Origin of the sequence: Sphingomonas nostoxanthinifaciens, from assembly GCF_019930585.1 — a bacterium.
GTDB lineage: Bacteria > Pseudomonadota > Alphaproteobacteria > Sphingomonadales > Sphingomonadaceae > Sphingomonas_I > Sphingomonas_I nostoxanthinifaciens.
This window is the reverse complement of record NZ_CP082839.1, coordinates 2,497,082-2,522,815: the sequence shown is the minus strand read 5'-3', so window position 1 is coordinate 2,522,815 and position 25,734 is coordinate 2,497,082. Positions and strand designations below refer to the sequence as shown.

The 25,734-nt window shown below is 63.4% G+C and carries 26 protein-coding genes; 7 read left to right on the top strand and 19 right to left on the bottom strand.

Annotated features, from left to right (window positions below; translation table 11 throughout):
* Positions 1-248 precede the first annotated feature (248 nt).
* Positions 249-695 carry a DUF488 domain-containing protein gene (locus K8P63_RS11975; protein WP_223796263.1) on the bottom strand — a complete coding sequence of 149 codons (447 nt, stop codon included), beginning with the start codon at positions 693-695 and terminating at the stop codon, positions 249-251.
* Positions 696-956: 261 nt separating this feature from the next.
* On the opposite strand from K8P63_RS11975, the gene K8P63_RS11970 reads away from it, so the two are divergent.
* A complete protein-coding gene (locus K8P63_RS11970) occupies positions 957-2,069 on the top strand; it encodes an acyltransferase family protein (protein ID WP_223796262.1) in 1,113 nt (370 codons plus the stop codon).
* Positions 2,070-2,255: 186 nt separating this feature from the next.
* Positions 2,256-3,382 (top strand): IS3 family transposase gene (locus K8P63_RS11965; protein ID WP_223796261.1). Its coding sequence is split into 2 segments (ribosomal slippage): positions 2,256-2,508 and positions 2,508-3,382, totalling 1,128 coding nucleotides; the frame shifts between segments, so codons are not numbered across the junction.
* A 973-nt stretch (positions 3,383-4,355) separates the two neighbouring features.
* Here K8P63_RS11965 and K8P63_RS11960 read toward each other — a convergent pair.
* From K8P63_RS11960 to K8P63_RS11930, 7 genes are all read right to left on the bottom strand, one after another.
* A complete protein-coding gene (locus tag K8P63_RS11960; RefSeq protein ID WP_223796260.1) occupies positions 4,356-4,550 on the bottom strand; it encodes a hypothetical protein in 195 nt (64 codons plus the stop codon).
* A 328-nt stretch (positions 4,551-4,878) separates the two neighbouring features.
* On the bottom strand, positions 4,879-5,070 hold the full coding sequence (locus tag K8P63_RS11955; RefSeq protein WP_223796259.1) for a hypothetical protein: 192 nt from the start codon (positions 5,068-5,070) through the stop codon (positions 4,879-4,881).
* Between the two features lie 247 nt (positions 5,071-5,317).
* Positions 5,318-5,860 carry a GNAT family N-acetyltransferase gene (locus K8P63_RS11950; RefSeq protein ID WP_223796258.1) on the bottom strand — a complete coding sequence of 181 codons (543 nt, stop codon included), beginning with the start codon at positions 5,858-5,860 and terminating at the stop codon, positions 5,318-5,320.
* Positions 5,861-5,946: 86 nt separating this feature from the next.
* Positions 5,947-6,489 carry a cysteine hydrolase family protein gene (locus K8P63_RS11945; protein ID WP_223796257.1) on the bottom strand — a complete coding sequence of 181 codons (543 nt, stop codon included), beginning with the start codon at positions 6,487-6,489 and terminating at the stop codon, positions 5,947-5,949.
* A gap of 41 nt (positions 6,490-6,530) precedes the next feature.
* On the bottom strand, positions 6,531-7,499 hold the full coding sequence (locus tag K8P63_RS11940; protein ID WP_223796256.1) for an IS110 family RNA-guided transposase: 969 nt from the start codon (positions 7,497-7,499) through the stop codon (positions 6,531-6,533).
* 46 nt (positions 7,500-7,545) lie between these two features.
* Positions 7,546-7,698 (bottom strand): hypothetical protein, encoded by a 153-nt coding sequence (locus K8P63_RS11935; RefSeq protein ID WP_223796255.1) that lies wholly within the window; start codon positions 7,696-7,698, stop codon positions 7,546-7,548.
* A gap of 147 nt (positions 7,699-7,845) precedes the next feature.
* On the bottom strand, positions 7,846-8,502 hold the full coding sequence (locus K8P63_RS11930; RefSeq protein WP_223796254.1) for a TetR/AcrR family transcriptional regulator: 657 nt from the start codon (positions 8,500-8,502) through the stop codon (positions 7,846-7,848).
* 212 nt (positions 8,503-8,714) lie between these two features.
* On the opposite strand from K8P63_RS11930, the gene K8P63_RS11925 reads away from it, so the two are divergent.
* From K8P63_RS11925 to K8P63_RS11905, 5 genes are all read left to right on the top strand, one after another.
* Positions 8,715-8,888, top strand: a complete 174-nt coding sequence (locus K8P63_RS11925; RefSeq protein ID WP_223796253.1) for a hypothetical protein — start codon at positions 8,715-8,717, stop codon at positions 8,886-8,888.
* Between the two features lie 71 nt (positions 8,889-8,959).
* Positions 8,960-9,595 (top strand): RNA polymerase sigma factor, encoded by a 636-nt coding sequence (locus K8P63_RS11920; RefSeq protein WP_223796252.1) that lies wholly within the window; start codon positions 8,960-8,962, stop codon positions 9,593-9,595.
* A gap of 96 nt (positions 9,596-9,691) precedes the next feature.
* Complete coding sequence (locus K8P63_RS11915) at positions 9,692-10,948, top strand: HlyD family secretion protein (protein WP_223796251.1); 1,257 nt, start codon at positions 9,692-9,694, stop codon at positions 10,946-10,948.
* Between the two features lies 1 nt (position 10,949).
* Complete coding sequence (locus K8P63_RS11910) at positions 10,950-12,509, top strand: MDR family MFS transporter (RefSeq protein WP_223796250.1); 1,560 nt, start codon at positions 10,950-10,952, stop codon at positions 12,507-12,509.
* Complete coding sequence (locus K8P63_RS11905) at positions 12,509-13,960, top strand: efflux transporter outer membrane subunit (RefSeq protein ID WP_223796249.1); 1,452 nt, start codon at positions 12,509-12,511, stop codon at positions 13,958-13,960. Before K8P63_RS11910 ends, K8P63_RS11905 begins: the two co-directional genes overlap by 1 nt.
* Positions 13,961-14,300: 340 nt before the next feature.
* On the opposite strand, the gene K8P63_RS21025 is transcribed toward K8P63_RS11905, so the two are convergent.
* The 11 genes from K8P63_RS21025 to K8P63_RS11850 all read right to left on the bottom strand — a co-directional run bounded on the left by K8P63_RS21025 (position 14,301) and on the right by K8P63_RS11850 (position 25,638).
* The gene (locus K8P63_RS21025; RefSeq protein WP_223796248.1) at positions 14,301-14,507 is read right to left on the bottom strand and encodes a DUF1697 domain-containing protein; all 207 of its coding nucleotides are present in this window, start codon (positions 14,505-14,507) and stop codon (positions 14,301-14,303) included.
* Positions 14,508-14,626: 119 nt separating this feature from the next.
* On the bottom strand, positions 14,627-15,259 hold the full coding sequence (locus tag K8P63_RS11895) for a tyrosine-type recombinase/integrase (RefSeq protein WP_223796247.1): 633 nt from the start codon (positions 15,257-15,259) through the stop codon (positions 14,627-14,629).
* A 293-nt stretch (positions 15,260-15,552) separates the two neighbouring features.
* On the bottom strand, positions 15,553-17,211 hold the full coding sequence (locus K8P63_RS11890) for a recombinase family protein (RefSeq protein ID WP_223796246.1): 1,659 nt from the start codon (positions 17,209-17,211) through the stop codon (positions 15,553-15,555).
* A complete protein-coding gene (locus tag K8P63_RS11885) occupies positions 17,208-17,624 on the bottom strand; it encodes a DUF2924 domain-containing protein (RefSeq protein WP_223796245.1) in 417 nt (138 codons plus the stop codon). The genes K8P63_RS11890 and K8P63_RS11885 overlap by 4 nt, the downstream gene beginning before the upstream one ends.
* The gene (locus tag K8P63_RS11880) at positions 17,621-18,130 is read right to left on the bottom strand and encodes a DUF3489 domain-containing protein (RefSeq protein ID WP_223796244.1); all 510 of its coding nucleotides are present in this window, start codon (positions 18,128-18,130) and stop codon (positions 17,621-17,623) included. The genes K8P63_RS11885 and K8P63_RS11880 overlap by 4 nt, the downstream gene beginning before the upstream one ends.
* A 492-nt stretch (positions 18,131-18,622) precedes the next feature.
* Positions 18,623-18,799 carry a GNAT family N-acetyltransferase gene (locus K8P63_RS11875; RefSeq protein WP_263282633.1) on the bottom strand — a complete coding sequence of 59 codons (177 nt, stop codon included), beginning with the start codon at positions 18,797-18,799 and terminating at the stop codon, positions 18,623-18,625.
* 802 nt (positions 18,800-19,601) lie between these two features.
* The gene (gene adhP, locus K8P63_RS11870; protein WP_223796242.1) at positions 19,602-20,678 is read right to left on the bottom strand and encodes an alcohol dehydrogenase AdhP; all 1,077 of its coding nucleotides are present in this window, start codon (positions 20,676-20,678) and stop codon (positions 19,602-19,604) included.
* A 25-nt stretch (positions 20,679-20,703) separates the two neighbouring features.
* Positions 20,704-22,095: an NAD-dependent succinate-semialdehyde dehydrogenase gene (locus K8P63_RS11865; protein ID WP_223799810.1), complete on the bottom strand. Its 1,392-nt coding sequence runs from the start codon at positions 22,093-22,095 to the stop codon at positions 20,704-20,706.
* A gap of 162 nt (positions 22,096-22,257) precedes the next feature.
* Positions 22,258-23,133: a LysR family transcriptional regulator gene (locus K8P63_RS11860; protein ID WP_223796241.1), complete on the bottom strand. Its 876-nt coding sequence runs from the start codon at positions 23,131-23,133 to the stop codon at positions 22,258-22,260.
* A gap of 21 nt (positions 23,134-23,154) precedes the next feature.
* Positions 23,155-25,191 carry an FUSC family protein gene (locus tag K8P63_RS11855; RefSeq protein WP_223796240.1) on the bottom strand — a complete coding sequence of 679 codons (2,037 nt, stop codon included), beginning with the start codon at positions 25,189-25,191 and terminating at the stop codon, positions 23,155-23,157.
* Between the two features lie 63 nt (positions 25,192-25,254).
* Positions 25,255-25,638: a hypothetical protein gene (locus K8P63_RS11850; protein ID WP_223796239.1), complete on the bottom strand. Its 384-nt coding sequence runs from the start codon at positions 25,636-25,638 to the stop codon at positions 25,255-25,257.
* Positions 25,639-25,734: the final 96 nt, after the last annotated feature.

Below are 25,734 nucleotides of genomic sequence, written 5' to 3'. Positions count from 1 at the left end.
GATTAGGTCGCCTGGCGTATCATATGCTCGCGCATCCCTACACCACGGGCACGGACGGCCCCGCCACGCATAACGGCTCGGCACGATTTAAAATTACGCGACGTGCACCCTACTTGGGCCGTTCGTTGATCCCAAAAACCGACGTTTATCTACGCAATGGCTTTCGATGCCGAAGTAAATTGGGTCGGTCGCTTTTGGCAGGGGCGAATTGAAGTGAAGACTTTTTTTGCGTCCTAGATCAACCGCCGTCACCCCGCCAAAGAATTGGCAAAGAGGTGGGTCACCTTGGCCTCTGGGAGGATGGCATCGATAAGCAGCGATCGATGACAGTGATGCGGTTGTCGCTCGAAGCAGAGAAGGGCGGTTGGTCGTTCCTCGGCCAACGCGCGAAGCTGGGCGCCTTGCGCCAGTGCTTCCGGCAATTCGAGCTGACCCGCATATACACGCGCCATCGTGGCGTGATCGCCACGCCGCGCCGCCTCTCGCCCCAGCGGTGGCGTACCGAGGGCCTTGAGCCCGATGTAATCGATCCCGGCTTCACGAAGGCCGTTTGCCAAGATGTTCTTTGAGAAGCCGGGGCGCCGCGAGAGCGGGACAGCCCGTACGTCCGCCAGCAGGCGCACCCCCGCAGTTTCTAGCGCCGCAATGAGTTCGGGCTGGGTCGCGCCTTCATACCCGATCGAGAAGATTTGCATCGGTTAAATATGGGAAACCATAAGCGAGATTTCGATGGGGGGGCGGGCGTCAGACTAGTGCCGTAACGGTCGGACATGGCCATAGCCAGCCATGACATCGATGGGGGCTTTCCCCACCGGGCGATCGATCGGCTTGGGCAAGCGGTCCACGGCTTGCGGAACCCACGATCAGGAACTTTGTTCGACGACGGCGGCGGGTCGGCCGTAGCACCTCTACGGCGTTTCTACCTAGCCGCGCCGCCTCGAAACGAGCGAGTCAGTATGACGGAGTGGCAAACGCACAGCCGGAAGCGGGAGCGGCTGGATCATATCGACGCTCTTCGCGGCATTGCGGTTGCAGCTGTCTTCGCCCAGCACGTCGCCGAGCAGATTCTTCAGTCTAAGCCGGCGGCGCCGTGGGTCACGGCTTCACTGCACGGCCTGCTGCTACAGGGGACCAATCTCGGTCGCTACGGTGTCATTGTCTTCTTTCTTATCAGTGGTTTCGTCGTGCCGTTCGCTTTTCGTGGCGCACACCCGGTGCGCAGCTTCGTTGTAAGCCGCATGTTCCGGCTCTATCCTGCTTATTGGCTGGCGATCCTCGGATCGGTGGTCGTCGCTTGTGCTGCTGGCCACGCATTTCCGCTGAGGCAGGTGCTCGCCAACCTGACGATGTTGCAGCGCCTGTTCGGTGTCGCAAACATCCGCGTAGCTTTCTGGACATTGTTCATTGAGGTGATCTTCTACTGTCTCGTCATGCTGCTATACACGCTGGGGCAGCTGCGGCGCGTGGCGATACTCGGCACGCTGGCGTTTGGGTGCATACTGCTCGCAGTCATCCCGGCTTGCCTGCGGTACGTTCTCGGCTGGCCAATACCGTCGCCAGACGATCCCATCTTCATCGCCTACATGCTAACCGGTTCGGTGTTACGCATGGCGGTTGATGGAGATGTCGCAGCTCCGCGGTGGGCAGGTTTGCTCGTGCTTCTGCTGCTCGCCGCCGCGCCGATCCTTGGTGGCGCGATCTTCCCTGTCTCGTCGAACGGCAACCCCTTCTTAACGCCGCTGGCGTTGACGACTGCCTATCCGCTTGCGCTCCTCACCTTTGTGGTAGCGATCTGGCTACAACGACCGCGCTGCACCGCGCTCAATCGCCTTGGTCTTATAAGTTATTCGGTCTATCTTGGGCATGGGCTAGTCATTTTTACGCTGGGATCCCTAATTCCGCCCGGCGTCGATCTTGTATCGGAACTCCGCTTCCTGATCGGAACCGTTGCATTCACCCTGCCTTTGGCCGTGCTCAGTTACCGCTACATCGAGCGGCCTTGTATTGCTTTTTCGCGCCGGATCACAGCTGATACCGTGCCTGCCCGCGCGGCTGAAGTCGCCCCGTAGCTAATCCGATACGGCGGCTACCATCGCCGGCGGCACACGGCCTATTATGTCGGTGCATGTTCCGATTGCAGCCCATCCTGCTCCCCGTTTTCCACATGATTCGGGTCACTAGCGCATGGCGCTGGTGACGTGCTCCCCTGAAACTCCTCCATTTTGAGCTAGAGTCCTTCATTGAGGAGGACGGAGATGAAGCGCAGCAGGTTTAGCGAGGAGCAGATCATAGGGCTCCTGCGTGAGCAGGAAGCTGGATCGTCGACCGCGGACGTGTGCCGCAAACACGGCGTGAGCAGCGCGACCTTCTACAAATGGAAGGCGACCTATGGCGGCATGGACGTGTCGCAGGCGCGCAAGCTGAAGGTGCTGGAGGACGAGAACGCGCGGCTGAAGCGGCTGTTGGCCGATGCGATGCTCGACAATGCGGTGCTGAAGGAGGTTGCCTCAAAAAACTGGTGAGGCCTGCCGCTCGCCGGAGGGCTGTCGAAGATGTTCGGCAGGCCTTCGGTATCAGCGAGCGTCGGGCCTGCGCCATCCTCAGCGTGGATCGGTCGTCGATGCGCTATGCGCATCGGCGTGGTGATGATGGCGACCTGCGGTCGCGTCTTCGCGAGATCGCGCTCGAACGTCGGCGCTTCGGCTACCGGCGGCTGGGGATCATGCTGGCGCGCGAGGGTCTGGTCATGAACCACAAGAAGCTGCTGCGGCTGTATCGCGAGGAGAATCTACGGGTGCGCAGACGGCGTGGTCGCAAGCGAGCGATGGGCACGCGGGCACCGGTGACGCTACCGCAAGGCCCGAACCAGCGATGGAGCCTGGACTTTGTGAGCGACACGCTGGTGTGCAGCCGGCGTATCCGCATCCTCGCCGTCGTCGACGACTTCACGCGCGAGAGCCTCGCGCTGGCGGTTGACACGTCGCTGTCGGGCGCTCGGGTCGCACGGGAGCTGGACGCGATCATCGCGGTGCGCGGCAGGCCGCTAATGATCGTCAGCGATAACGGGACCGAACTGACGAGCCTGGCGATCCTGCGCTGGGCGCAGGACCGGCAGATCGAGTGGCATTACATCGCGCCGGGCAAGCCGCAGCAAAACGGCTACGTCGAGAGCTTTAATGGTCGCTTGCGCGACGAATGTCTGAACGAGACGCTGTTCGCGTCGTTGAGCCACGCCCGCTCGGTGTTGAGCAGCTGGCGCGACGACTACAACCATGTGCGACCGCATAGCGGGATAGGCGGGCTGACGCCCGCCGATGCTGCCAAGCGGGTTGTGCAACCCCGCCCACATGGGCACGATGATGACCCCGGACTCCAGTTATGACTGGAGGAGAAATGGGGAGCACGTCACTGGGGCGGGGGAGGCGCCTTTGCATGCTGGCGATCGGCCCATCCACGACCGCCGACTGCCGGCTCTGTACTAGGCGGAAGGCATAAAGGCTTGCCCGGGTAGCCGTCGCCGCACGCCATGGCAGCAGCCTGAAACTCGTAAAACGGGCTGGGCTTGAAGATTGCACAGCCTGACAGGCATCGCTCGATAATGAGTCGGGCGGCCGTTTGGCAGGCCCGATCCGAGCCCAGGCGCTGAAGATGTGTTCGCGTCGCGCCCCGCAGAACGCGAAGCTGGATATAGATGCACATTTCCAGCTCGGCCTGGTCGACTTGCCTCATCGCCGATCATATTCGCGTTCGGCGTCCTCCAGTGCCATCAGCGCGTCGCCATCCGCTCCCGCGACGGCAAACCGGGCTCGGACGTCGTCTATCGAGCCGTGCCTTGGGAACAGGCGATCCAGCTTGGCTGCCTTCGCCAACTCGCCCAACAGTCCTGGACGCTTCGCTTGATCAAACAGCCAACTACCGAAAGCCTGCGTAGGTCCGGGGCCAACTTCATGCGCTTCATCGCCTACGGTCTTTACGGGTTCTGCTGGCAAAGACCCAGGCGCCATCGTTACAAGAACGGGTTCTTGGGCCAAGGGCTCGACTCTCACGGCCTTCTTCGATCTCTTCGGCGCTGGCGCCATGTTCAATTCCAATTGTTTGAGGGTCGGGCGACGGTCGGCACGCTGGTCGCCGGGCCTGAGCTCGCGCGGACGACTTAGGATGGGGCAGCTGACGTCGAGCCAAAGCTGCTGCAGGCGGCCTGGACCGATCCCCACGGACGCGTTAATGCCAGATCGGTATCGATGGCAGGAGCGCGGGATCTGTCTCGCCGAGCGCCTCCCATTCATCGGGCGTGATACCCATCCACCGCTCGAACGGGCTGGGTTCGCCCGGCTCATCCCGATCGGTCGGCCGCATCAGATCAGCTCAAGCTGTGCAGGCGATGCAACGAGCATGGATCGCGCGTGCAGCGCCGCCTCGACCGCTTGGCGATAATGCACGATCCGGAACCGGTCTGCTTCCTCGAAGCCGGTCTGCGACCATTCCTCGGACGGATAGCAAGCGTCAGAGATCGCTCGCGCCGCGGCCCTCAGCCGCACGTCGTGCTGCATGTCTCATGCTCCAGCGGTGTTTCGACCGCCTAGCGGGGCGCAAACCCAGCTAGAACATAAAAGGAACGCTTCGCAAGCTGGATCGGCTTGACCACGACAATACACGGCGGTCCTACCGTTGGCCGTAGTCCTTCTCGCAACCGTTAATGGCGCGCTCCGGACGAACTTCGTGCGTCAGCGATCCTAGGCCAGCGAGGCTACGGCCTCAGTAAGGGTCTGCGAGACGCCACAGATCCCGATGGGCAGCCCGTATGCGCCCAAAGCGACGCTCAGGGGGAGCCTAACGCAGCCGCCGTCCTAACGCCTGGGCTTCAAGCTCGATCAGCAGCTATTTTGGGCAGGCAACAAACTTGCCGCCCGTGCCGTGGCAGCGTCCCTTGCTGTCCTTCGTCACTGCAGCGGCCGATGCGCTTCCGGCCGGCGGGCACTTGGCGAAATGGCCCTTCGCATCGCGACATGGCGCGGCGAGCACCGGCGTGGTCATCATGACCGCGGCGGTCAGCGCGAGGATCAGCTTCACGGTTTGCTCTCCTGAGTCGTGGCGCCGCGATCATCTGTGGCATGAGCGAAGGGCGCAAGGCCAATGGTGGGTCCGCGAGCTGCGTCCGCCAAAGCCAGCCAAATTTTCGGTCGCCCTCCCTTGGGCAAGACTTTGATCGCGAGCGACGCTGTGCCGTCAATCAAAAAAGACAGTTGAATTTCGCTCCAGAGACGAACGTTGCCCAACCGTTTCTGGCTTCCGCTTTGGATAGACCGCCGACGGACAGCTATTGGCTTCCATTCGCACCGAAACTGCCAGCGAGATGTCGGCTAAGTTCGATCCGGCGATGGCTCTTGATCTTGAACGCGTCCGGGCCGACCCGGCGCACTTCGCCAAATCCAAGGGAGCGCCAAAAGCGTTCCCCTGCCTCATTTGCTTCTAAGACAGCCAATCGGATTTCCGTCGCCCCCCTTTTGGCGGCCCAATCCTCGATCTCACCATAGATCGCCCTACCGAGACCGAGGCCGCGGTGTGCGGGCTCCACGATCATAAGGCCGAGATACCATGTGCCATCCCGTGGATAATCGCGAAGAATCGCCGCAACAGCATGAAGTCCGTCGTCACCTCTCCAGCCCAAAACGGTTTGATCACGGGCCTCCTTTTCTGACGGCAAGCCGATGAAAAGCTCATCAGCGTCGGCGAGTGTGGGCGCCAAGCCATCCTGCAAAAGGAAATAGTCGGCGCAACGGTCGTATAGGGCCGCCACTTCAATAGCATCGGCCTTCGCCAGTTTCGTCGGCAAAGGATGGGAGGGCGTATGAAGGGCCATGCGTGCCTTATACCACATGACGTGCGAAAGTTCGCTTCCGGGAGATGGCTATCGAGCCTAAGCGGCCGCTACTGCGGCGATAGGCGTCAGGATGTTTCCGTGCCCAGCTGGTCGCAGCGAGAGAGGAGGGCCGGCCCAACGGGCGAAATGAACTCTGCCCAGATGGCATTATGATGCTCGATCACCTTCTGTGCTGATAGGTAGGTACGATCTCCGGTTGTATGGCCGTCCGCAGGGACGATCGTCTTATATCCACGCGCTAGCGCCGTCCGGATTGTCGTATCGACGCAGAAATCCGTGGCACAGCCGGTGACGATAAGCTCATCGACATTCAGGCGCGTAAGTGTCTCAGCGAGCGAGGTATCGAGAAATGCGTCGCACGACGCTTTGGCGATAGTCGTATCGGCGGGATCTACCGTGAGGCTTTGGTGGATGGCGTTCCCCGGCTGGGAGGGGTGAAGCGCCGTTCCTTCCGGCCCGCAATGCTTGATGAAGATGATCGGAACGCCCTTTGCGCGCAGCCTAACTGCCAGGGCATCGAGCCGAGATAATAATCCTTCGGCATCATGACGCGGACCAGCGAAAAGCCCCACCTGCATGTCCACGATTATCAAGGCCTGCTTGCTCACCGCGATAGCTCCGGCATTGTCATCACATTTTGTCGCGGGTTCTAACGGCTCTGCAAACATCGCGGAACGCCCTCAAATGGGCGATTGCCGCGCGTCCCCCTACGGCCGGAAGGGGTGGAAAGCAGCAAGGCCGCTTTCGAGTAACATTTGGTGTAAATAGACTTTCGTTCATAGCGTTGGCATGGTCGGTAATAAATACAATCGAGTGCAGCCGCGTCGAAATGTTGGCTGGTGTCGCGTTGCGGTACCGGTCCAACGCCCTCAGGTAATGGAGCACGAGGCGGCGATGCAGACGGTCTGAAGGTTGCCTGCGGAAGCTGCGTCGGGATCGCGCCATTGACGCTCGCCGCGCGGCTCAGATTGGTGGCGAGCCGTTCGCTCGCAGCATCAGAACGGTGCCAGGCCAGGATCTGAGCCTCGAGCCTGTCGACCGCGCTCGCGATCGCGCGGAGCTGCAAGCCGATCGTGTGGAGAGCCGATCGCGCGTGCGCCGGTAGCCGCTCCTGCGCCTCATGCAGCACCTTCATCAGCACGGTGACACCGCCCGGGCCCTTGCTGCTGATGATGCCGTACTCGGCAAGATGGGCGCGCAACGCGTTGATAAGCCCGGTCCGCTGCCGGACAAGCAGGTCGCGAGTCTTATGGAGCATCAGCACGGCCTGCTGTTCCGTCGTCTTCACCGCCACGAACCGCATGGTCGGCCGGGTCCCCGCCTCGCAGATCGCCTCCGCGTCCGCTGCATCGGTCTTGCCTCGCTTCACGTACGGCTTCACATAAGCCGGGGGCATGAGGCGCACGTCGTGCCCAAGCGCGATCAACTCGCGTCCCAGTGATGTGCCGATGCGCATGCTTCCATGCCGACGAGGCACGGTGGCAGCGCCGAGAAGAACTTCAGCACGTCGGCACGCCGGCTGCCGGCGCACCAGCACCTTGCCATCCGCGCCGATCGCATGAACCTGGAACACGTTCTTCGCCAGATCGACTCCGACGGTAACAACATCCTGCGGCATGGGACGGCTCCTCTAGACGTGGCTCTACGGCCGCATCATTGCACAGCTACGCTGGTGCAGGGGCCGTCCATGCCATCACGTCACCATCGAGATAGAAGATGAAGAGCTCCCGGCTTCCGAGGCGTACCTTCTCGGCCGCGACGCCGCTTGCTCCCTGCAACGGGTCGCCCGGCAGCGGCGCGGCCGAGAACAGCGCCATCACGCGGTTGCCGGGCCGATCGGAGAAAGGGCGATACGCTGAGACTTGCTCGCTTGCCGGGTCCAACCTCTCGGCAGGTAATGGCCTGCTCCCGGCTTTGTTGCGCGATCGATCAAGTCCGAAGCTGCAGATCGTGAAAGTCGATAATCATGGGTTGGACCAATCCGGCCGCGCCAGCTGCAAAAATGAGAGCCAGCGCTGTTGAAAATAGTGGTCAAGGCTCGCGTCATCGAGCGGGTTTCTGGTTTGCCCACTATAACTCATTCGATTGAACAGGCCATCGATCAGGTCCAGCAGCAGGAACACAAGAATTTCGGGATCGCAGCGCCGAAGGTTCCCGCTTTCCTGAGCGGCCACGACAAGAGTGCTCGCCGATGCGATGAGCCGCCTCGCCCAGACGTCGAGCATGTCGGCGGCCCAAGGTTCGGTCAGACCGGCAAAGCGCAACAACAGACTTAGCCGTTTCGCGTCATCTCCCGAGAGCTGTCGGAAAATTCTCAATCCCCACAACCGCAATCGTTCGACGGGCAACAGGTCTGCCCGATCGCGTAAATCGTCGATCTGCGTGAGACGAAGGGCTCGCCGTTCCACGACGGCTTCGATCAGGGCGTTCTTGCTTTTGTAATGACGGTAAATGGTGCGCTTCGTCACGCCACTTACCTTGGCCAGCGCATCTATGGAAAAGCCGTGTACGCCGCGCTCGCACAACATATCGAAAGCTCGATCCAGGAATGTTTCGCGCAAGGCTGCAGCCTCGTCGAGCGTGGGGCGACCAAGCCGCCGCCCAGGTTTGATCTCAGCCATAGAACCTTTCCTGCAGACCGGCGGCTGGCCCCCAGTTTGACCCGCTTCGGGAAGCAGCGACAACCGGTCAACTGCCAAACTTGCCTTGAACAGCGTTCGGCCTCAAAAATCGCTGGGCGGCCGTTCGCATGGAGAAATACCCTTCTCGGGGTATTTAGGGCTTGACGCAAGACGGGCGGCAACGGCTCGCGGCCTTGCAGGCGCGTTCATGAATGCTTGCGCTCCAGCAAGCCCATGCGGCGAACGGCACCGACCCGGCGCTGGAGCAAATCGCGACAACGGCTATCCCCGTGGTCATGCAGCACAGCTCCGCCTTGATCGGACCGGCCGGCGGCGCGATGCAAGGTTGTGCGAACCATGCCGGTTTGTGCGTCGGTATGGCTTGACACCTCTGTCGTTGTAAGTACACTGTTCCGTGTATTTGTCGCATCCTGCGCGGTGCGCGGCGGGATTGGGCATGAACGCAGAAGCGATTAAGCGTAGCAGCGCCGGCCTGGCGTATGACTTCACTACCGAGGTTCAGGGCGCGCGTGACGCGCTGCTCCGCTATGCGTACCGGCTGACCGGCAGCGAGGCCGCGCGCGACGACCTGGTCCAGGACACCTTGCTGCGTGCCTGGACCGCACGGGACCGGTTCGCGGCGGGGACCAATTACAAGGCGTGGCTGTTTCGCATCGCCCGCAATATCTTCCTGTCGGGTATTCGCCGTCACAAGCGTCAGGTCGACATGTCGGACGACGATCTCGGCCGCCTGCTGACGGCGCCGGCCAGCCAGGAAACGGGGTTGCATTTCGCGGACCTGAAGGCTGCCATCGCGAAGCTGCCGGTGGCGCAGGCCGAAGCGCTCGCGGCCGTCGACGGTGGGACGAGCCAGTATGAAGACATCGCCGCCGGTATGGGCATCCCGGCCGGGACGTTGCGAAGCCGGGTGTATCGGGGAAGGCAGATGCTCGCCGAGTTGATGGACGATTCCGCGGCCTGGAAAACCATCGAGCCCGAACCCGCGAACGATGCCGATGCCTTTTCGTCCGACAGCGCCAAGCGCCGCATCTATGCCGCCTGGAAAGCCTCAGGATCGCGCATGATCGGTTAACAGCTGCCTGATATGTAGCCGAAGCACTTTCCAATTTTCGGCATGACGGCCGGTGATCGCCGGCCGCGTAGATGCTTCTTCCCGAACTGGATTGCTATGACCGACGACCCTAACAGCGCTGGCGCCCCCAAGGACGGGAACGACCCGGCCTCGCATGACGACAAGAGCGACAATGATGGTCGCAACGCCAGGGCGTCGCAGCCGGATGGCGACGGCAAAGACCCCGGTGACAATGGCGACGCCGACGACAAGCCGAAGAAGAAGCTGAGCGGCCGTGCCAAGATCATCCTGCTGGTGATCGCGATCGTGGTGGTCGTCGCGATCGCCATCTGGTTTACCCACTACGAAACACGCGGCAAGTATGTGCAGAGCACCGACGACGCGTATATTAAAGCGGATGCGGTCACCGTCGCGCCCAAGGTCAACGGCTACGTTGCCGAGGTGCTGGTCGCGGACAACCAGGACGTAAAGGCCGGGCAGCCGTTGATCCGCATCGACGCGCGCGATTACCAGGCACAGGCCGATCAGGCGCGCGCGCAGATCGCCCAGGCGCAGGCGAGCGCCGACAGCGCGCGCGCGTCGATACGCGAACAATATGCGACGATCACGCAGACCCGGGCACAGCTTGCCTCCAACGAGGTAAAGGCAGGCTATGATGCAGCCGAAGTCAGGCGCTACGCACCACTTGCGGTCAGCGGCGCTGAGACGCGCTCGCAGCTGGCCCAGTTGAGTTCGACTGCCGGGCAGTCGCGCGAGAATGCACGCGCCACCGCGGCGCAGGTCGTGATGCAGCAGCGCCGGATCGGCACCTACCAGGCGCAGATCCGGGAGGCGCAGGCGCAGGCGCAGGGCGCGCGCGCGCAGCTGGCCGCCGCCAATGTCGATGTTGGGGCAACCCTGATCCGTGCCGCGATGGACGGCCGCATCGGCGACAAGACCGTGACTATCGGCCAATATGCCCAGGCCGGCACCCGGCTCATGTCGCTGGTGCCGGTCACCAAGCTCTACGTCACCGCCAACTTCAAGGAAACGCAGCTCGGCCTGATGCGGGTCGGGCAACCGGCGACGATCGAGGTCGATGCGCTTGGCGGCATCGAACTGCGCGGGCGGGTGGAAAGCGTGTCGCCCGGCACCGGCGCGCAATTCTCCCTGATCCCACCCAGCAACGCCACCGGCAACTTCACCAAGATCGTCCAGCGCGTGCCCGTGCGGATCAGCATCGAGGCGACCCCGGATGCACGCAAGCTGCTCGTGCCGGGCCTGTCGGTGAAGGTGGCGGTAGACACCATCGGCGCCAAGGGCGATCTTGATCATATCGAGGACGAGCAGAAGCGCCTCGACAAGCGGAACTGACATGGCGGCGGCGGCGGGAGCCGGATCCAAATCGAGAGCGTCGGGAAGCGCGGAAAAAGCCGACGCCGCGGCATGGATGGCAGTGGCTGCGGGAACGCTGGGCGCCTTGATGGCAACCCTCGACATCTCGATCGTCAACTCGGCGCTGCCGACCATCCAGGGCGAAATCGGGGCCAGCGGCACCGAGGGCACGTGGATCTCGACCGCCTATCTGATCGCCGAGATCATCATCATCCCACTTTCGGGCTGGCTGGAGCGGGTGCTTGGGCTGCGCACGCTGCTGCTCGGCACCACCGTGCTGTTCACCTTGTTCTCGATCGTCTGCGGTACCTCGACCAACCTGGGCATGATGATCTTCGGCCGCGCCGGCCAGGGCATCACCGGCGGGGCGCTGATCCCGACCGCGCAGACCATCATCGCCCAGCGCCTGCCGCGCAGACAGCAGCCTATCGGCACCGCGCTGTTCGGCGTCACCGCGATCATGGGCCCGGTGATCGGGCCTGTGATCGGCGGCTGGCTGGCCGAAAACATCAGCTGGCACTACGCTTTCTTCCTCAACGTCCCGCTCTGCGCGGCGCTGGTGATCCTGCTGCTGGTCGGCCTGCCGCACGAAAAGGCCAAGCTGGGCCAGCTCGCCGAGGCCGACTGGCTCGGCATCGCCGGGCTCGCCTTCGGGCTCGGCGGCATGACGGTGGTGCTGGAGGAGGGACAGCGCGAACAGTGGTTCGACAGTTCGCTCATCCAGATCACGACGGCGGTCAGCGTGTTGGGGTTCATCTGCCTGTTTGTGGGGCAGCGTTTCGCCAAGCGGCCGGTCATCAAGCTGTCGCTGCTCCTCGACCGGCAGTTCGGGTCGGTGGCGGTGATGGGCGTGTTCGTTGGCATCGCGCTGTACGGCACGTCCTATGTCATCCCGCAGTTCCTTTCCAACGTGTCGGGCTACAACGCGCTTCAGTCCGGCCTGGTGGTCATGATCTCGGGCATTCCGAGCCTGTTCGTGATGGCCATGGTCCCCATCCTGCTGAAGCACGTCGATATCCGCATCGCTGTGGCGATGGGCATCACGCTGCTTGGCCTGTCGGCGATCATCAACTCCCACCTCAACAGCCTTTCGGTGGGTCATGATTTCACCGACGGTCAGCTGATGCGCGGGTTCGGCCAGATCCTTTCCTTCATGTTCCTCAGCCAAGCGGTGGTGCAATCGGTGCCGCGCGAGGATGCGGGCGATGCGTCGGGGCTGTTCAACGCGATGCGCAACATGGGAGGCAGCCTAGCTCTGGCCGCGATTTCCATCCTTCAGGACAAGCGGCTGTGGCTCCACGAGCGGCGCATCGAGGAGTCCCTCAACGCCAACTCCTATGCTGTGCAGCATTATGTCAGCAGCAACGGCGGCATCACAATGGCCGCGCCCCAGCTTGGCCAGCAGATCATGGGTCAAGCCTATGTGATGACGTACAACGACATCTTCTGGCTGATGGGCGTGGCGACGCTGGCGACATTGCCGCTCGTCCTGTTCCTCCGTCCCCTTTCCAAGAACGCCAAGCCGGCAGCGGTGCACTGATGAAAAAGCTTCCCCTCCTTTGCCTTGGGCTGCTGGCCGGCTGCACCGTCGGTCCCAATTACGGCGGAGCGCCCCGGGTCGCCTCCGATGCGGTCACGCGCGGCACGTTCGTCCGCGCACAGGACCCGGCCTTCAATGCCGCCCCCGGCCTGACGCGGTGGTGGGAGGCGCTGGGGGATCCGACGCTGACCGCGCTGGTCGACGACGCGCTGGCGCACAGCCCGCAGATCGACAGGGCGCAGGCGACGATCCGCGAGGCCCGCGCACAACTGCGCACCCAGCAGGTGAACCAGCTTCCCTCGGTCAGCGCGTCCGCCAGCTACCTCCACGCCAAGATACCCGACGTAAACATCGCCGGTACGTCGGGTTCGGCGCAGGGTGGGACCAGCACCAACACCTCGTTCGACTTCTATAATCTCGGCGGCACCGCCTCGTGGGAACCCGACCTGTTCGGGGGCGGACGTCGCGGCGCCGAAAGTGCCCGCGCCACGGTGGCGGAGCGGTTCGCCGATCTGGCGGACGCGCAGGTCAGCCTGTCGGCGGAGGTCGCCCAAGCCTATGTCAATTTGCGGGATGTCCAGCACCGCGCCGCCCTGAACGCCCAGTCCACCAAGCTCCAGACACAGGCATTGGCACTGACCCGGCAACGCTATGCAGCAGGCACCGCGACCGCGCTCGACGTCGAGCGGCTTCAGAACCAGCTGAATCAGACCGATGCGCAGAACCTGCCGCTCGGCGCTCAGATCGACGAGTACCGCAATCAGCTTGCGGTGTTGACAGGCCGCGCGCCGGGCGCCCTCGACGCGACGTTGGTTGTTGTCGTGCCGGTGCCGCTACCACCCGCCAGCGTGCCGATCAGCGATCCCGGGACCCTAATCGCTCATCGGCCCGACGTGCGCTCGGCGGAACGCGCGCTCGCCGCCGGCACCGCGCAGATCGGGGTCCAGACGGCGAAGATGTATCCTAGAATCAGCTTTACCGGGATCCTCGGGCTGGGTGGCACCGCGATCGGCGACGTGGTGAACCCGAACAAGTTTACCGCTCTGCTCGCGCCACAGCTCAGCTGGTCGTTCCTCGATTTCGGACGCAACCGCGCGATGGTCCGGCAAGCGCAGGCGCAGCGCGACGAGGCCGAGGCGCAGTACCGCCAAACGGTACTGAGCGCGTTGCAGGACGCCGAGAACAGCCTGTCGCAGTTCGGCAACCGGCGGCAGCAGCTCGCGCAGCTGGTGGAGGCGGAACGCTCCGCCCAACGGTCGGCGCAACTCAACGCGTTGCGGGTCCAGGCGGGCACCAGTACGGTGACCGACCAGCTCGACATCGAGCGGCAGCGCTACGCCGCCACGATCTCGGTCGCACAGGCGACGGCGCAACTGACCAACAGCTACATCGCCGTCCAGAAGGCACTGGGGCTGGGTTGGTCAGACCCATCCGCGGCAGCCGCCCGGTAGCGCCAACGCTGTGGCTGTCGACCTGCCGTTGCTACGTCCGCCGATGCCGAGCGCAGCTCCTCGCTGGCGACGGCCCTGCTCCTGTTCGGAGTGAACCTCGTCGGTGGGCCGGTCAACCTCTGCGCCATCGAGGAGGACGGGGACGAGACGCTGCGGCACACCGGCGATTATCTGTGGAGCGATATCGAAAAGCCCCGCGAGCAGTTCAGGCCGCTGCGGACCACGAATTAGCCGCCCTGCCTTAACGTACGTTCAAAAACGCGTTCTGCGATAGCCCAGAAAAGGTTCCGCCAGAGCGCGTCCGCGATTTCGCTTCCGAGCGCACTACCACGCGACGAATTTACCGGCATACTCGCAGAGCCGTTCCTCCAACGCGGTCCGGATCTCCTGCTCGCTCGATCGGTCGTGACCACGACGTTGCCGCTGGCGATGCAGATCCGAGGAGTGGTGAAACCGGCTTCGACGCACATCGCACGAGGCGATCCATAGGTCGCTCCCCCATGCCGCCGACGTTCACGGCGCGGAGGAGGGCGACGTAGGTTGCCATTCAAAGTGCGGCTACGCGGCAGCACATCGAACCGCAAGAAATCGGAGGTGGAAGCTCGATGAACAATCGGCTGCTCCCGGAAACGCCGAAGCGGGCCCGAGTGACCGGCACTGGTCCGCTCAGACCTCAGTGCGTTCTGCCAGTTCCAAAGCGTCTTCCACGTCAACGCCCAGATAGCGCACCGTGCTGTCGATCTTGGCATGGCCGAGCAGGATCTGGACGGCGCGGAGATTGCCAGTCGCCTTGTAGATGATCGATGCTTTCGTGCGCCGAAGCGAGTGCGTCCCGTAATCCTGAGCCGGAAGGCCGATGCCGACCACCCACTCTTGCACGAGGCGGGCATATTGCCGCGTGCTCATGTGGGCCATGTAGTCGTTTCGGCTCGGGAAGACGAAGTCGTTCAGCGTCCCGCGGCGTCGCTCCAACCATGCCCGCATCGTCTTTCGTGCCGTATCCATCAGCTCGAACTGAACCGGACGTTTGGTCTTCTGCTGAACCACAACGGCGCGGTCACGGACGCGCCCGCCGGAAACTACATCGCCGATCCGCACCTTGACCACATCACAGCCGCGCAGCTTGCTGTCGATAGCGAAGTCGAACAGCGCTCGGTCGCGCAGTCGTCTATGCTGGTCGAGCCAGAAGCGAATGGCCCAGACCTGTTGCTGTTTCAGCGCCCGCTTCGCACCGATAAGCCGGCCCTCGTTCCAGGGTCGAAGTTCGTGAAAGGCGGGGTCCATCGACGAATGACCCATCGATCATCTCCATCGGGCCGGATCAGCCAATCGAGCGTATGTAGGCCCGGTAAACCGGCGGTTCGGAAATGTGGTTGAACGGCCGTCGGTGATGCTGAACGAGCGGCGGAGTTCTGGCGGTGCCTCGTAGTCGCTGAGCGGCCGGAAGTGGGTCAGTTCCACCGTGAGTAGCCGGTCTCACACCTCTGCGAGTGCGTTTTGAGCTGCTCCCGAGCCTGAGCCGACAAGGTGGCGACCGGTGCGATGCCAGACAGTTTGATACGACAGCGTTCGCGCACCCCCCATCCAGCTCATTAGGCCGGGCCCCTGATCATGGCGTCCTGCTCGCGCCAGTCGGGTGATATGGTAAGCTTGAGCGTGAGGCTGGTGCCATCGATCCCATCGCGGAGCCTGCCGGCAAGCGCAGCCTCGATGATCAGGGGCGAGAGGAATGCGAGCCGCAGCACGCGGGTCACGTAGGAGGCGGTCACCTTCTCGCGCCCGGCCAGGTCGGTGAGCGTCATCTCGCCCCTCCTGAGCTCGGCCCACCAGCCGTGCGCCCTGGCGATCAGCCGGGTGAGCGAGGGGTCGGTCAATGGTGCGATCGGATGCCCGTCGCGCGTGACGAGCCGGGTGGTCCTCCCCCTGCGGAACTGGCCGTCGATCGCAAGGGTGATCGGCGCCGCAGCACAACCCGCCCGCACCTCGAGCAGCTCGGCGAGCCTGGCACGGTCGAGCTGCACGACAAGTTGCTCGTCGCCGACCTGCACCTTCTCAACCAGGGAGAGCAGCGTCTGGGCTTGGCTGGCGCGCGGGAGCGCCCGAAGGTGCGCGCATTTGTCGCCGAGCAGTTCGAGATGGTCGACCTTCAGACCAAGGTCGGTCATGAGAGCGAGCGGATCGGCGAACAGTGCGAGGATGCGGTCGACCACCGGCCGCTCGATCGCGCTGGTCGGCAGCCTCAGCCCGTATTGGCTCACGCCGCATTGCCGGTCGCGGCTGACATAATAATGGTAGCGCAGCATTCCCTTGGATGCATGCGAGCAGAGGAGCGGCACGCCTTGCCTGTCCACGATCCGCCCGGCAAGCAGCGCCGGGCTTGCAGCGCGTCGATAAGTGCGACCCTGCCGGTTTTCAGTGAGCAGGAGTTGCACCCTGTCGAACGTCTCGCGATCGACGATCGGCAGGTGCTGCCCGGCGAACGTTGCGCCGCGGTGGACGATCTCGCCCACGTAGATGCGGTTTCTCAGCATCGCATAGAGGGGACCTCGCTCGTACCGTCCGCCGCCGATCACCCGGCCCATGGCGAGCGTACGCCGCGGCAGCCGCATCCGCTTGTCGTCCAGCCACTCCTGCAGCGCGCCCACCGTTCCCAGCTCCAGCGCCTTGGCGAACAACAGCCGCACGAGCGTGGCTTGCTCCTCGATGATGGCAAGGCTCCGCCCATCGGGTGCATAGCCGAGCGGCGGCACGCCGCCCATCCACATACCCTTTGCCTTGGAGGCAGCAATCTTGTCGCGGATCCGCTCGGCGGTGACCTCGCGCTCGAACTGGGCGAACGACAACAGCATGTTGAGGGTGAGCCGCCCCATGCTGCTGGTGGTATTGAACGACTGGGTGATCGACACGAACGAGGTGCCGGCCTTCTCGAACGCCTCGACGAGCTTTGCGAAGTCGAACAGCGAGCGGCTGAGCCGATCGACCTTGTAGACGACGATCACGTCGATCTTGCCCGCCTCGACATCGGCCATCAGCCGCTTGAGTGCGGGCCGCTCGAGCGTGCCGCCTGAGATGCCGCCATCGTCATAACGGTCGGGCAGCGCCGCCCAGCCTTCGCTTGCCTGGCTGAGCACATAAGCGGCACATGCCTCGCGCTGCGCATCGAGGCTGTTGAAGCCCTGTTCGAGCCCTTCGTCCGAGCTTTTGCGCGTGTAGATCGCGCAGCGAACCCGCTGAGCAGTCCCCGCGCTCATGCCGCCACCTTGCGTTTGAGCCCGAAGAAGGCCGGTCCCGACCAGCGCGTGCCGGTGATCGCGCGCGCGACCTCGCTCAAGCTGTTCCACTGGCGATCGTCCCAGTGGATCGCCTGATCCTCGCCGACGATCACCACATGGACCTTACCGCCATATTCACGCACCAGCCGCATGCCGGCGGCGGGCGTGGTGGTGCGGGTGGCGCCGCGAGCGAGCTGGTCGAGGCGGGCGCGCGTCGTTCTCGACACGCCGCCATAGGCGCGCGCCTGGATTTCCCAGGCCAGTGCCAGCCGTAGCAGGCTCGGGCTCACCCGCGGCACGACCTCGCCGACCAGCCGGCGCCAGAGGTCGCGCAGCTCCGTACTGCTGAGCTCAGGCAAGGCGCCAAGCTGGCGATCGACCGCAGCGCTCATGCGGCCGCGCCGATGCGGTAGCAGGTCTGGCCGTCCCGCTTGAACCGTTCGATCGCATGCCCCTTCTTACGCAAGCCGGTCAGCGCTGCCCGGGTGCTGTGCGGTAGCCAGGCGGTCGCGGTGATGAGCTCGGTCAAGGTGGCACCTGCCTCACGGCGCAGCAGGTCGAGCACCGCGGCGGTCTTGTTGGAACGGGCAGGCGAGGGGGCAAAGGCAGGCGGCTGGGCTGGCGCAGGCGGGTCCACTTCGTCAGGCTCGATGCCGATCGCCGCGAGCCCCGCATCGGTCGCAAACAGGCCGAAGCGGAGGTCGCCATCGGTGCGGCTGACCGCCGCCGATACGTTGGTCTCGCGCTCTCCGATCAGGCCGGCGGCAGTGAGCGCCGCGAGCGCCTTCGACAACCCGCCGCTCGGCTTCAGCGTGCCGGGCAGGGGATAGAGGCTCCGATCCTCCCGCTGCGCTGCGGTGGAGAGCAGGATGGTCTGGGTGTCGCTGAGGCGTGGCATGACATGGTCTCCGGCGGGCGCGGCGCCTTGTCCTGAGCTTAGTCGAAGGGCGCTCCCACCAGCCACAGCCCCGGCGATCACCCTCGCGGAGCCCAACACGCTCAGCAGCGGGTCGACTTGTGCTGTCGCTCTGATGTGGAGCGAAGTCGAGCGGGTATTGTCGGACCAACTTACCCCCCCCGCTAGTGTCAAGCCGCTGTCAGTGCCTGCGAACTCGTCTGGCTGATTTCCGAATAAACTCTTCCTTTGCCTTCGATGCGGAACAAAACATCGAAGGAGCTCGCTTCCAAAAGTCCTAATAAAATTGCTCTGACAACAGCGCCCTTGAGCTACGTGACGAGATTGAGGGAAAAGCGGGCAGTCTTTGCTTTCATGAAGAAGGCCCCTTCTTGAAGCAAGATCTGGTGAAAGAATGTCGTAGTCTCCATGCGCGCTCAAAGACCATCAGAATCGGTTGCCATCGGGTAACAAAGCCGAACTTCTCGTAGAGCGCTATCGCGCCGACATTGTCGCGAAGGCGCGCAAAAAGGGCCTTTCGCCCTGTTCCAATATTCCGCGAGCAACTTCTCGCATAAGTCCAGCGGCATAGCCGCGTCCGCGATGGTGGGGATGGGTACACACGCCGCTCACCCCTGTGAACGGTCTGGCCTTCATCCATTCGCCTGCCATCGAAACAAGCCGGCCGTCGCGCCATGCACAGACAAAGCGGCCGATTTCGAGCGTCCGCGCTGCGAATGGACCTGATTTTGTGAGCACAGCCGAACGATGCCAATCTGGCGCCGGGCGGCGGCACGGCCGTCACTCGGCCCGGCGACTGTGGCAGCTTGGGCTCATCGCCTGTTGCGCGGCGACGCGACCGACGCTGAGACCTACGTCAAGCTACAAACGCGCCGCCTACATCTTCGCCGACCCGCCGTACAACATCCTGATCTCGGGTTCGTCAGCCCGACCGGCGAGCATGACGACTTCGTATTGGGCGCGGGCGAAATGTTTTTTTGCCCTGTCGACCCCGATCGCAAATTGCCGACGACCGCGACGTGTGATCCGGCCGAACTCGCCGCGGTTCCTCGTCGACCAAGATTGGACTGGCCGGAAGGAAGTGCCGGTTCTCGGGCCGAATACCTCTCTTGCAACGAAATGGCCGCCATCTGTCCGATATGCTCGACCGTGACGTTCGCTACCGGCAGACTTCGCCTGAGCAGCTGAAGCGGCAATCTCTCAATCGGGGCGCCAGCGAATCGTTCGCCGAGGGGACGTAGCGGTGTTCCGCGCGAAAAACTACGGCATGGACAATGTCGCTGAACCCGGGTCAGGCGGCCGCCCGCCGACGACGTTCCGCCGGTGAAAGAGCAGTTGAAGCCGATGTGCTCGGCGTAGACTTGCTTCATTCCCAATCCAGCGTCGCCAGCGAAGGCTCACAACAGCGTGGAAAATAGCTATTCGACAATAGCGGCAGCGCGGCATTCGCCCGTTATGTGATTGACGCAAGTGGCTCCGCCGGCGTCCCGGCCGGGGCTGCGTTCTGCTCTAAGTCGAGCACGATCCGCCCTTCGATCTCGCCGTGATGCATTCGCGAAAAAACGTCGTTGATGTTTTCCAGCGTATCCGTCGACACGGTCGCGCGGACTTTCCCTTGAGCAGCGAAGTCGAGCGATTCCTGAAGGTCGAGCCGTGTGCCGACGATCGAGCCACGCACCGTGATGCCTTTCAGCACGGTATCGAAGATCGATAGTGGGAAGTCGCCAGGTGGCAGCCCGTTGAGTGAGACGGTCCCACCGCGCCGGACCATGCCGAGCGCCTGCTGAAATGCCTTGGGCGATACCGCGGTGACCAGCACGCCTTGCGCGCCGCCGATCTCCTTCTTGATGAACGCGGCCGGATCGGCATGCAGCGCGTTGACAGTCATGGTCGCGCCCAGTTCCTTCGCCAAAGCCAGCTTAGCGTCGTCGATGTCGACAGCCACGACGTTACGCCCCATCGCCTTGGCATACTGGACGGCCATATGACCCAGGCCGCCGATGCCGGAGATCGCGACCCAGTCCCCGGGCTTGGTGTCCGTGACCTTCAACCCTTTGTAGACGGTGACGCCGGCGCACAGGATTGGCGCGATCTCAACGAAGTCGACACCATCGGGAAGATGGCCGACATAGTTCGGGTCGGCGATCACATATTCGGCGAAGCTACCGTTAACCGAATAGCCGGTATTCTCCTGGCTTTCGCAGAGTGTCTCCCAGCCGCCGAGGCAGTGCACGCAATGCCCGCACGCGGTGTAAAGCCAAGGCACCCCGACGCGATCGCCCTCCTTGACGTGAGTGACACCGGAGCCGACCGCGACGACGTGGCCGACACCCTCATGCCCCGGAATGAAAGGCGGATTGGGCTTGACGGGCCAGTCGCCGTCGACCGCATGGAGATCGGTATGACATACGCCGGTCGCGGCGATCTTGACGAGAATCTGTCCGGGTCCGGGCATCCGCACCGCGACCTCCTCGATGACGAGCGGCTTGCCAAACTCACGGACCACAGCGGCCTTCATGGTCTTCTGCATGATATGAAATCCTCCTGTCAGTGCGTCAGAAAGCGGCATCAATGTCGACGACATCAATCAGCTTGTGGTTGACGAACTCCTTGATCCCGAGCCCGAGCAGTTCGCGGCCGTAGCCTGAATTCCGGATCCCGCCGAACGGCAGGTCCGCCTTGACCATCGTCGGGTGGTTTACGAACACCATGCCGGTGGAGATCTTCCTTGCGACCTCCACGCCGTGCGCCGTGTCGGACGTGAACACGGAGCCGCCGAGTCCATAAGGCGAGTCATTCGCGATGCGCACGGCGTCACTTTCATCGCTGGCACGGAAGATCATCGAAACTGGGCCGAAGAACTCCCAGTAACGGGCAGGATTCTGCTCACCAACGTTGGTGAGGATCGTCGGGCGGACGAAAGCGCCCTGGTTTGGTGCCTGCGGCCCGACCTCGGTCGCGGTCGCGCCATGCTCAACAGCCTTGCGCACCATGGCCTTGATATCGTCCGCCGCTTTCTGCGATGAAAGCGGCGCAAGCGTCGTGTCCGGATCGAACGGATTACCCATCCGCAGCCCGGCGACACCCTCCGTATACAGCGTGAGGAAATCGTCATAGATTTCATCGGCGACGATCATCCGCTTCGACGAAACGCAGACCTGACCGCCATTCCAGTGCCGGCCGAACACCGCCCATTTGACAGTCTTTTCGAGGTCGGCGTCCTTCAGCACGACGAACGCATCCGATCCGCCCAGTTCCATGGTCGATTTCTTGAGCGTCTTGCCCGCTGTCGCGGCCACAGCGGCGCCGGCGGCTTCGGACCCCGTGAGGGCAACACCGTGGACACGACGATCGCTCAGGATCAACTCGACCTTCTCATGCTCCGCAAACAGATTGATGAAGGCTCCGTCCGGCAACCCCGCCTCCGCCATCAGCTTCTCGAACGCCTGCGCGCTCTGGGGCACGTTCGCAGCGTGCTTGAGCAGCATCGTGTTGCCTGCCGACAGCTGCGGAGCGATGATGCGGGCGATCTGGTAATAGGGGAAATTCCATGGCTCGATCGCGAGAAGCACGCCAAGCGGTTCACAAACGAGGATCGCCTCGCCCTCCGCCGGCGTCGCGACCGGAAGCTTCTCCGGTCTAAGCAGGGTCTCGGCATTCTTCGCATAATATTCGAAGATCGCGGCCGACAGTTCGACCTCGGCCTTCGCCTCCGAGATCAGCTTGCCCATCTCAAGGGTCAGGATGGGTGCATAGCTCTCGATGTCGCGGCGCAGAATTTCGGCGGCTGCCTGCATTACCCTGGCGCGCTCGGCGAAGCTGGTTCCGCGCCAGGCCTGAAAAGTCGCATCGGCCCTGTTGATCGCCGATTTGATGTCTTCGTCGGTAGCTGCCGGGAATGTCTTCACGACCTCGCCGGTGTAGGGGTTGGTACTCGCGAAGATCATAATGTCATCCTCCTCCTGGACCGGGCTTGGCCCGATCCACATCTGCCGGTTCGACGGCCGCCATGCGCCGCCCCTGGCGAGCAGACCAACATCGTCTTCCTCTGACATCATACCGGAGAGGTATGTCATGCCAGGAATAGGTCGATCTGCCCGACGGTCACTTCAGTCGTAGAGGCGCATCAGTTTCTGGAGGGTATCCGGGATTTCCCCTATTCGGCGGCGGAGGAGGAAGGGAGCCGTCACGGTTTCCTCCATCACTGCATAACCAATGTCGGATCGCGCAAGGCGCTGGACCGATTCCGGGATCAGGCAGGCCCCGGCGCCCGACGCGACCATCACCAGCGCCGTCTGCAGCTCTCTGACCTCGATGATCCCCGCCGGCATTAAATCGCGGTTCTGAAAGAAGGATAGGGTCAGGTCGGCATAGCTGGGTCGGGGTGTGCCGGGGTACACGATCAGCGGCAGAGTTGCGATTTCACCCAGACTTACGCCACCGCCTCGCACGAGAAATTCATGCCCGTAAGGGAGCGCGGCAACGATTGGCTCCTCTCGAAGAACCATGTGGACGACCCATGGATCATCCACGATGATGCGATCGAAACCGACGTCGATGCGCCCGTCCTTCAAGGCCGCCACCTGATCGAGGCTGTCCATCTCGGCGAGGACGATGTCGACCCCGCTGGTCTCCTTGCGAAGCCGCGCAATGATTTCGGGCAGCCGCCCATAGAGGGTGGAGGGCACGAGCCCGATGACGAAGCGCGGTCGCTCAGCCGCGATGAAACGCCGCATCGTCGCCTGAAGCTGGTCCAGCCCTCGCACGACGCGGAGCGCTTCCTCCTGCAACAGCCTGCCGGCGGCCGTCAGCGCGATGGGCCGGCTCTCTCGATCGAAGAGCTGGACAGACAATTCCTCCTCAAGCTCCTGGATGCGCTTACTGAGCGGTGCCTGCGCCATGTTCAGCCGCCGAGCGCCCTGCGTGAAGCTGCGCTCCGCCGCAACTGCCAGAAAGTATCGTAGCTGCCGTATATCGATCGCCATAGACCCCATTGGTATAACAGTTCAGGCCAAAGGCGACAGGTTGCGCGAAAGACCGACGAGCGCCAGCAACAGACTGCGTTTGCCTGCCGAGGGCGGCAGAGCATTCGCGCTAGCAAGGGTTCGGTCGAGCAGACGCTGCAAAGCAGGATCGGTCTCCAGGACACCGATGCGCTGCGCGGACACGAATCGGTCGCGCAGCCTGTTCTTCAATAGATCGTTGCGCCGCACCTGCCGCTCGCCGACGCTCATCCCAACGCGTTGAAGTTCGTCAAGCGCCATCCCGATCCGCAGGTCGCGCAGTCGGTCCCGTTCCTCCGATGTGGCTTCCGCCAGATTGGCAAGGTGCGGGCTGAGCAGCACCATGCGATCGAGTGTGCGGCTGATCCAGGCCGGCGTATCAGGCTCCGATCTTGTCTCCGTTTTGCGAGCGAGTTCGCGCCAGCCCGCGCGGGCCAGCCTTCGCGCGGTGCCTTCCGCACCGGTGGCGCGCACCGCACCCAGCATCAAACAGGCCACGAGCGAGCCGAGAACCTGCGCGATTGCCTGGTTCGCGAACGTTGCGAACATACTGCCATAGGTCGCATTCAGGCCTGCTAATCCCGGAAAGGCCAGCACTGCGCCGATCCCGTATGGCGCCCTGTTGGGTCGAGCGAGCAACCAGCCGAGCAGGAAGAGGAAAGGCGACAGAACCAGGCAGAGTATCACGAAATCGGTGGCGCGTGGCATCAGGACGAAGGCGCACAAACCCGCGACGATGGCCGCACCAATGGTTCCGTGGAACACGCGTCGCGCGGCACGCAGCGGTGCGTCCAGATGGCTGAAGAGCGCGCAGATGATCGCGGCACTCACGACCGCAGTGGCACCATCGGGCCAAGCGGTGACGATCCAGAAGGTGCAGCCGGCGATGACGGTCAGTGACGTCGTCGCCGCGGCGCGCAAGGCCATCCAATGATCACGGTGAAGCACCCGCCGCGCTGCGTCGCGCGGGCGGATCGATGCGGTAGGGCTCCCCGAAGAAGCGCCACGGACAAGCCGGTTGCGCAACTGGCGAACGGTGGCATGGGTCTCGATCAGATCGGCTAGCCGGTCTAACAAACTCAGGCGGACCAGCTGCGCCCAGCCCTCCGGCGCATCCAGAGTAGGTTCCAGTGCACAGGCCCGCTCGATCAGCGGCAGGCCGTCTCCCGGAGCCTCGCGCGCAACCCAGTCACGAACATCCTCGATCAGATCGGTGAGCGGTGAGGTATAGGCATCCTCTTGCCGCAAGGCCTCGATACGATCCTCGACGGCGCTAGCGAGCGGCAAGAGCCTGCCGAGCTGCATCTCGACGCTGCGCAAGCTGGCGGGCTCTATAACGGTGCTGGCCATGTCGTAGGGAAGATGGACCGACAGCAGGTGCAGATCGTGAAGATCGTTCGCCAATCGCCGCCGGTCCCGCCAAAGAACCGCATCGGGTGCGGCCGGCGTAGCGAGCGCGTCGAGTGACCAGGCTTCGGCGTCAGCGAGGATCAGGTCCAGGCGATCGCGCACCTGCCGCCAGACAGGACGGGGAAACAGCAGCGCATGCACCAGGGACACGCAGACGATCCCGATACCGATCTCCTGCACGCGCGATAGGGCGACGATGAAAATCTCGCCGGGCGTGTCGACGGACGGAAAGCCCACAATCACCGCGCTGTAGCCGGCCAGCAGCGAAATGTAGGAGCGCGGCGTCCGATCCAGCGCCGCGACGTAGGTGCAGGTGCCGAGCCAAACCGCGAGCGCCATGCTCAGCAGTTCGGGCGTATTGACCAGGTTGGGCACCAGTACGACCGCCATGCCGGCACCGATGACGGTGCCGATTAGGCGGAACAGGCCCTTGGAAAGCAGCGCACCGGCCAGCGGCTGGGCGACGATGTAGCACGTAATTACCGACCAGTAGGGCCGCTCCAGCCCGATCCGGAGCGAGATGTAATAAGCCAGAAAGGCGGCCGCGAGCGTCTTCAGCGAGAAGAAGGCGTCGACAAGACGGTTACGGCCGACCGCCCTCTTTTCAGAGGACGGCCGGCCGCTCGCCATGGGCAGGAGCCACGAAATTAAAGAGCGGGGTTTCGCGGGACCCAGGGGAGGTTGATCGCGCAATCAGTCGGAAGCCGGGTCGCGCGCGACGGTGAAGGAGGCGACCTTGTCGTCCGCCGTCCGGAAATCCACCGTCCAGCTGACGTCCTGCATGATGTCGTCCTGCATATGGATGTCGTTGTAGCGGCAGCGCATTCCGCCGTCCGCCTTCGGCACCCGGCAATGCGCACCGGAGCCGCGAAGAAGTGCACGTGCATCGTCAATCGAGCTACCCGCCGGAAGACGGGCGGCCAGGCCGGCGCGCACGTCATCCACCATCGCGGCGGGGTAGGCACTCAACTCGATCGACCGGAAGCTCGGGATAGCGGCCGTTTCGGCGAAAGCCGGCACGGCCAGCAGGCCCGCAGTGACGATGAGGGAAAGAGAGGCGATCTTCAGCGTGAACATGGCTTGCGTCCTGGTGGTGCCTGACCGTTAGCCGGCACCGCGCAGATGCGCGCTTGACCCCTTTTGCGCCAACATTGTCTTCGTTTCGAAACATAC

What these genes read in the sequence shown, in the direction of transcription:
- K8P63_RS11975 (WP_223796263.1), bottom strand. Translation starts at nt 695, where the DNA reads ATGCAAATCTTCTCGATCGGGTATGAAGGCGCGACCCAGCCCGAACTC.
- K8P63_RS11970 (WP_223796262.1), top strand. Translation starts at nt 957, where the DNA reads ATGACGGAGTGGCAAACGCACAGCCGGAAGCGGGAGCGGCTGGATCAT.
- K8P63_RS11960 (WP_223796260.1), bottom strand. Translation starts at nt 4,550, where the DNA reads ATGCAGCACGACGTGCGGCTGAGGGCCGCGGCGCGAGCGATCTCTGAC.
- K8P63_RS11950 (WP_223796258.1), bottom strand. Translation starts at nt 5,860, where the DNA reads ATGGCCCTTCATACGCCCTCCCATCCTTTGCCGACGAAACTGGCGAAG.
- K8P63_RS11940 (WP_223796256.1), bottom strand. Translation starts at nt 7,499, where the DNA reads ATGCCGCAGGATGTTGTTACCGTCGGAGTCGATCTGGCGAAGAACGTG.
- K8P63_RS11935 (WP_223796255.1), bottom strand. Translation starts at nt 7,698, where the DNA reads ATGGCGCTGTTCTCGGCCGCGCCGCTGCCGGGCGACCCGTTGCAGGGA.
- K8P63_RS11930 (WP_223796254.1), bottom strand. Translation starts at nt 8,502, where the DNA reads ATGGCTGAGATCAAACCTGGGCGGCGGCTTGGTCGCCCCACGCTCGAC.
- K8P63_RS11925 (WP_223796253.1), top strand. Translation starts at nt 8,715, where the DNA reads ATGCTTGCGCTCCAGCAAGCCCATGCGGCGAACGGCACCGACCCGGCG.
- K8P63_RS11920 (WP_223796252.1), top strand. Translation starts at nt 8,960, where the DNA reads ATGAACGCAGAAGCGATTAAGCGTAGCAGCGCCGGCCTGGCGTATGAC.
- K8P63_RS11915 (WP_223796251.1), top strand. Translation starts at nt 9,692, where the DNA reads ATGACCGACGACCCTAACAGCGCTGGCGCCCCCAAGGACGGGAACGAC.
- K8P63_RS11910 (WP_223796250.1), top strand. Translation starts at nt 10,950, where the DNA reads ATGGCGGCGGCGGCGGGAGCCGGATCCAAATCGAGAGCGTCGGGAAGC.
- K8P63_RS11905 (WP_223796249.1), top strand. Translation starts at nt 12,509, where the DNA reads ATGAAAAAGCTTCCCCTCCTTTGCCTTGGGCTGCTGGCCGGCTGCACC.
- K8P63_RS21025 (WP_223796248.1), bottom strand. Translation starts at nt 14,507, where the DNA reads ATGGCAACCTACGTCGCCCTCCTCCGCGCCGTGAACGTCGGCGGCATG.
- K8P63_RS11895 (WP_223796247.1), bottom strand. Translation starts at nt 15,259, where the DNA reads ATGGGTCATTCGTCGATGGACCCCGCCTTTCACGAACTTCGACCCTGG.
- K8P63_RS11890 (WP_223796246.1), bottom strand. Translation starts at nt 17,211, where the DNA reads ATGAGCGCGGGGACTGCTCAGCGGGTTCGCTGCGCGATCTACACGCGC.
- K8P63_RS11885 (WP_223796245.1), bottom strand. Translation starts at nt 17,624, where the DNA reads ATGAGCGCTGCGGTCGATCGCCAGCTTGGCGCCTTGCCTGAGCTCAGC.
- K8P63_RS11880 (WP_223796244.1), bottom strand. Translation starts at nt 18,130, where the DNA reads ATGCCACGCCTCAGCGACACCCAGACCATCCTGCTCTCCACCGCAGCG.
- K8P63_RS11875 (WP_263282633.1), bottom strand. Translation starts at nt 18,799, where the DNA reads ATGGCAGGCGAATGGATGAAGGCCAGACCGTTCACAGGGGTGAGCGGC.
- adhP (WP_223796242.1), bottom strand. Translation starts at nt 20,678, where the DNA reads ATGCAGAAGACCATGAAGGCCGCTGTGGTCCGTGAGTTTGGCAAGCCG.
- K8P63_RS11865 (WP_223799810.1), bottom strand. Translation starts at nt 22,095, where the DNA reads ATGATCTTCGCGAGTACCAACCCCTACACCGGCGAGGTCGTGAAGACA.
- K8P63_RS11860 (WP_223796241.1), bottom strand. Translation starts at nt 23,133, where the DNA reads ATGGCGATCGATATACGGCAGCTACGATACTTTCTGGCAGTTGCGGCG.
- K8P63_RS11855 (WP_223796240.1), bottom strand. Translation starts at nt 25,191, where the DNA reads ATGGCGAGCGGCCGGCCGTCCTCTGAAAAGAGGGCGGTCGGCCGTAAC.
- K8P63_RS11850 (WP_223796239.1), bottom strand. Translation starts at nt 25,638, where the DNA reads ATGTTCACGCTGAAGATCGCCTCTCTTTCCCTCATCGTCACTGCGGGC.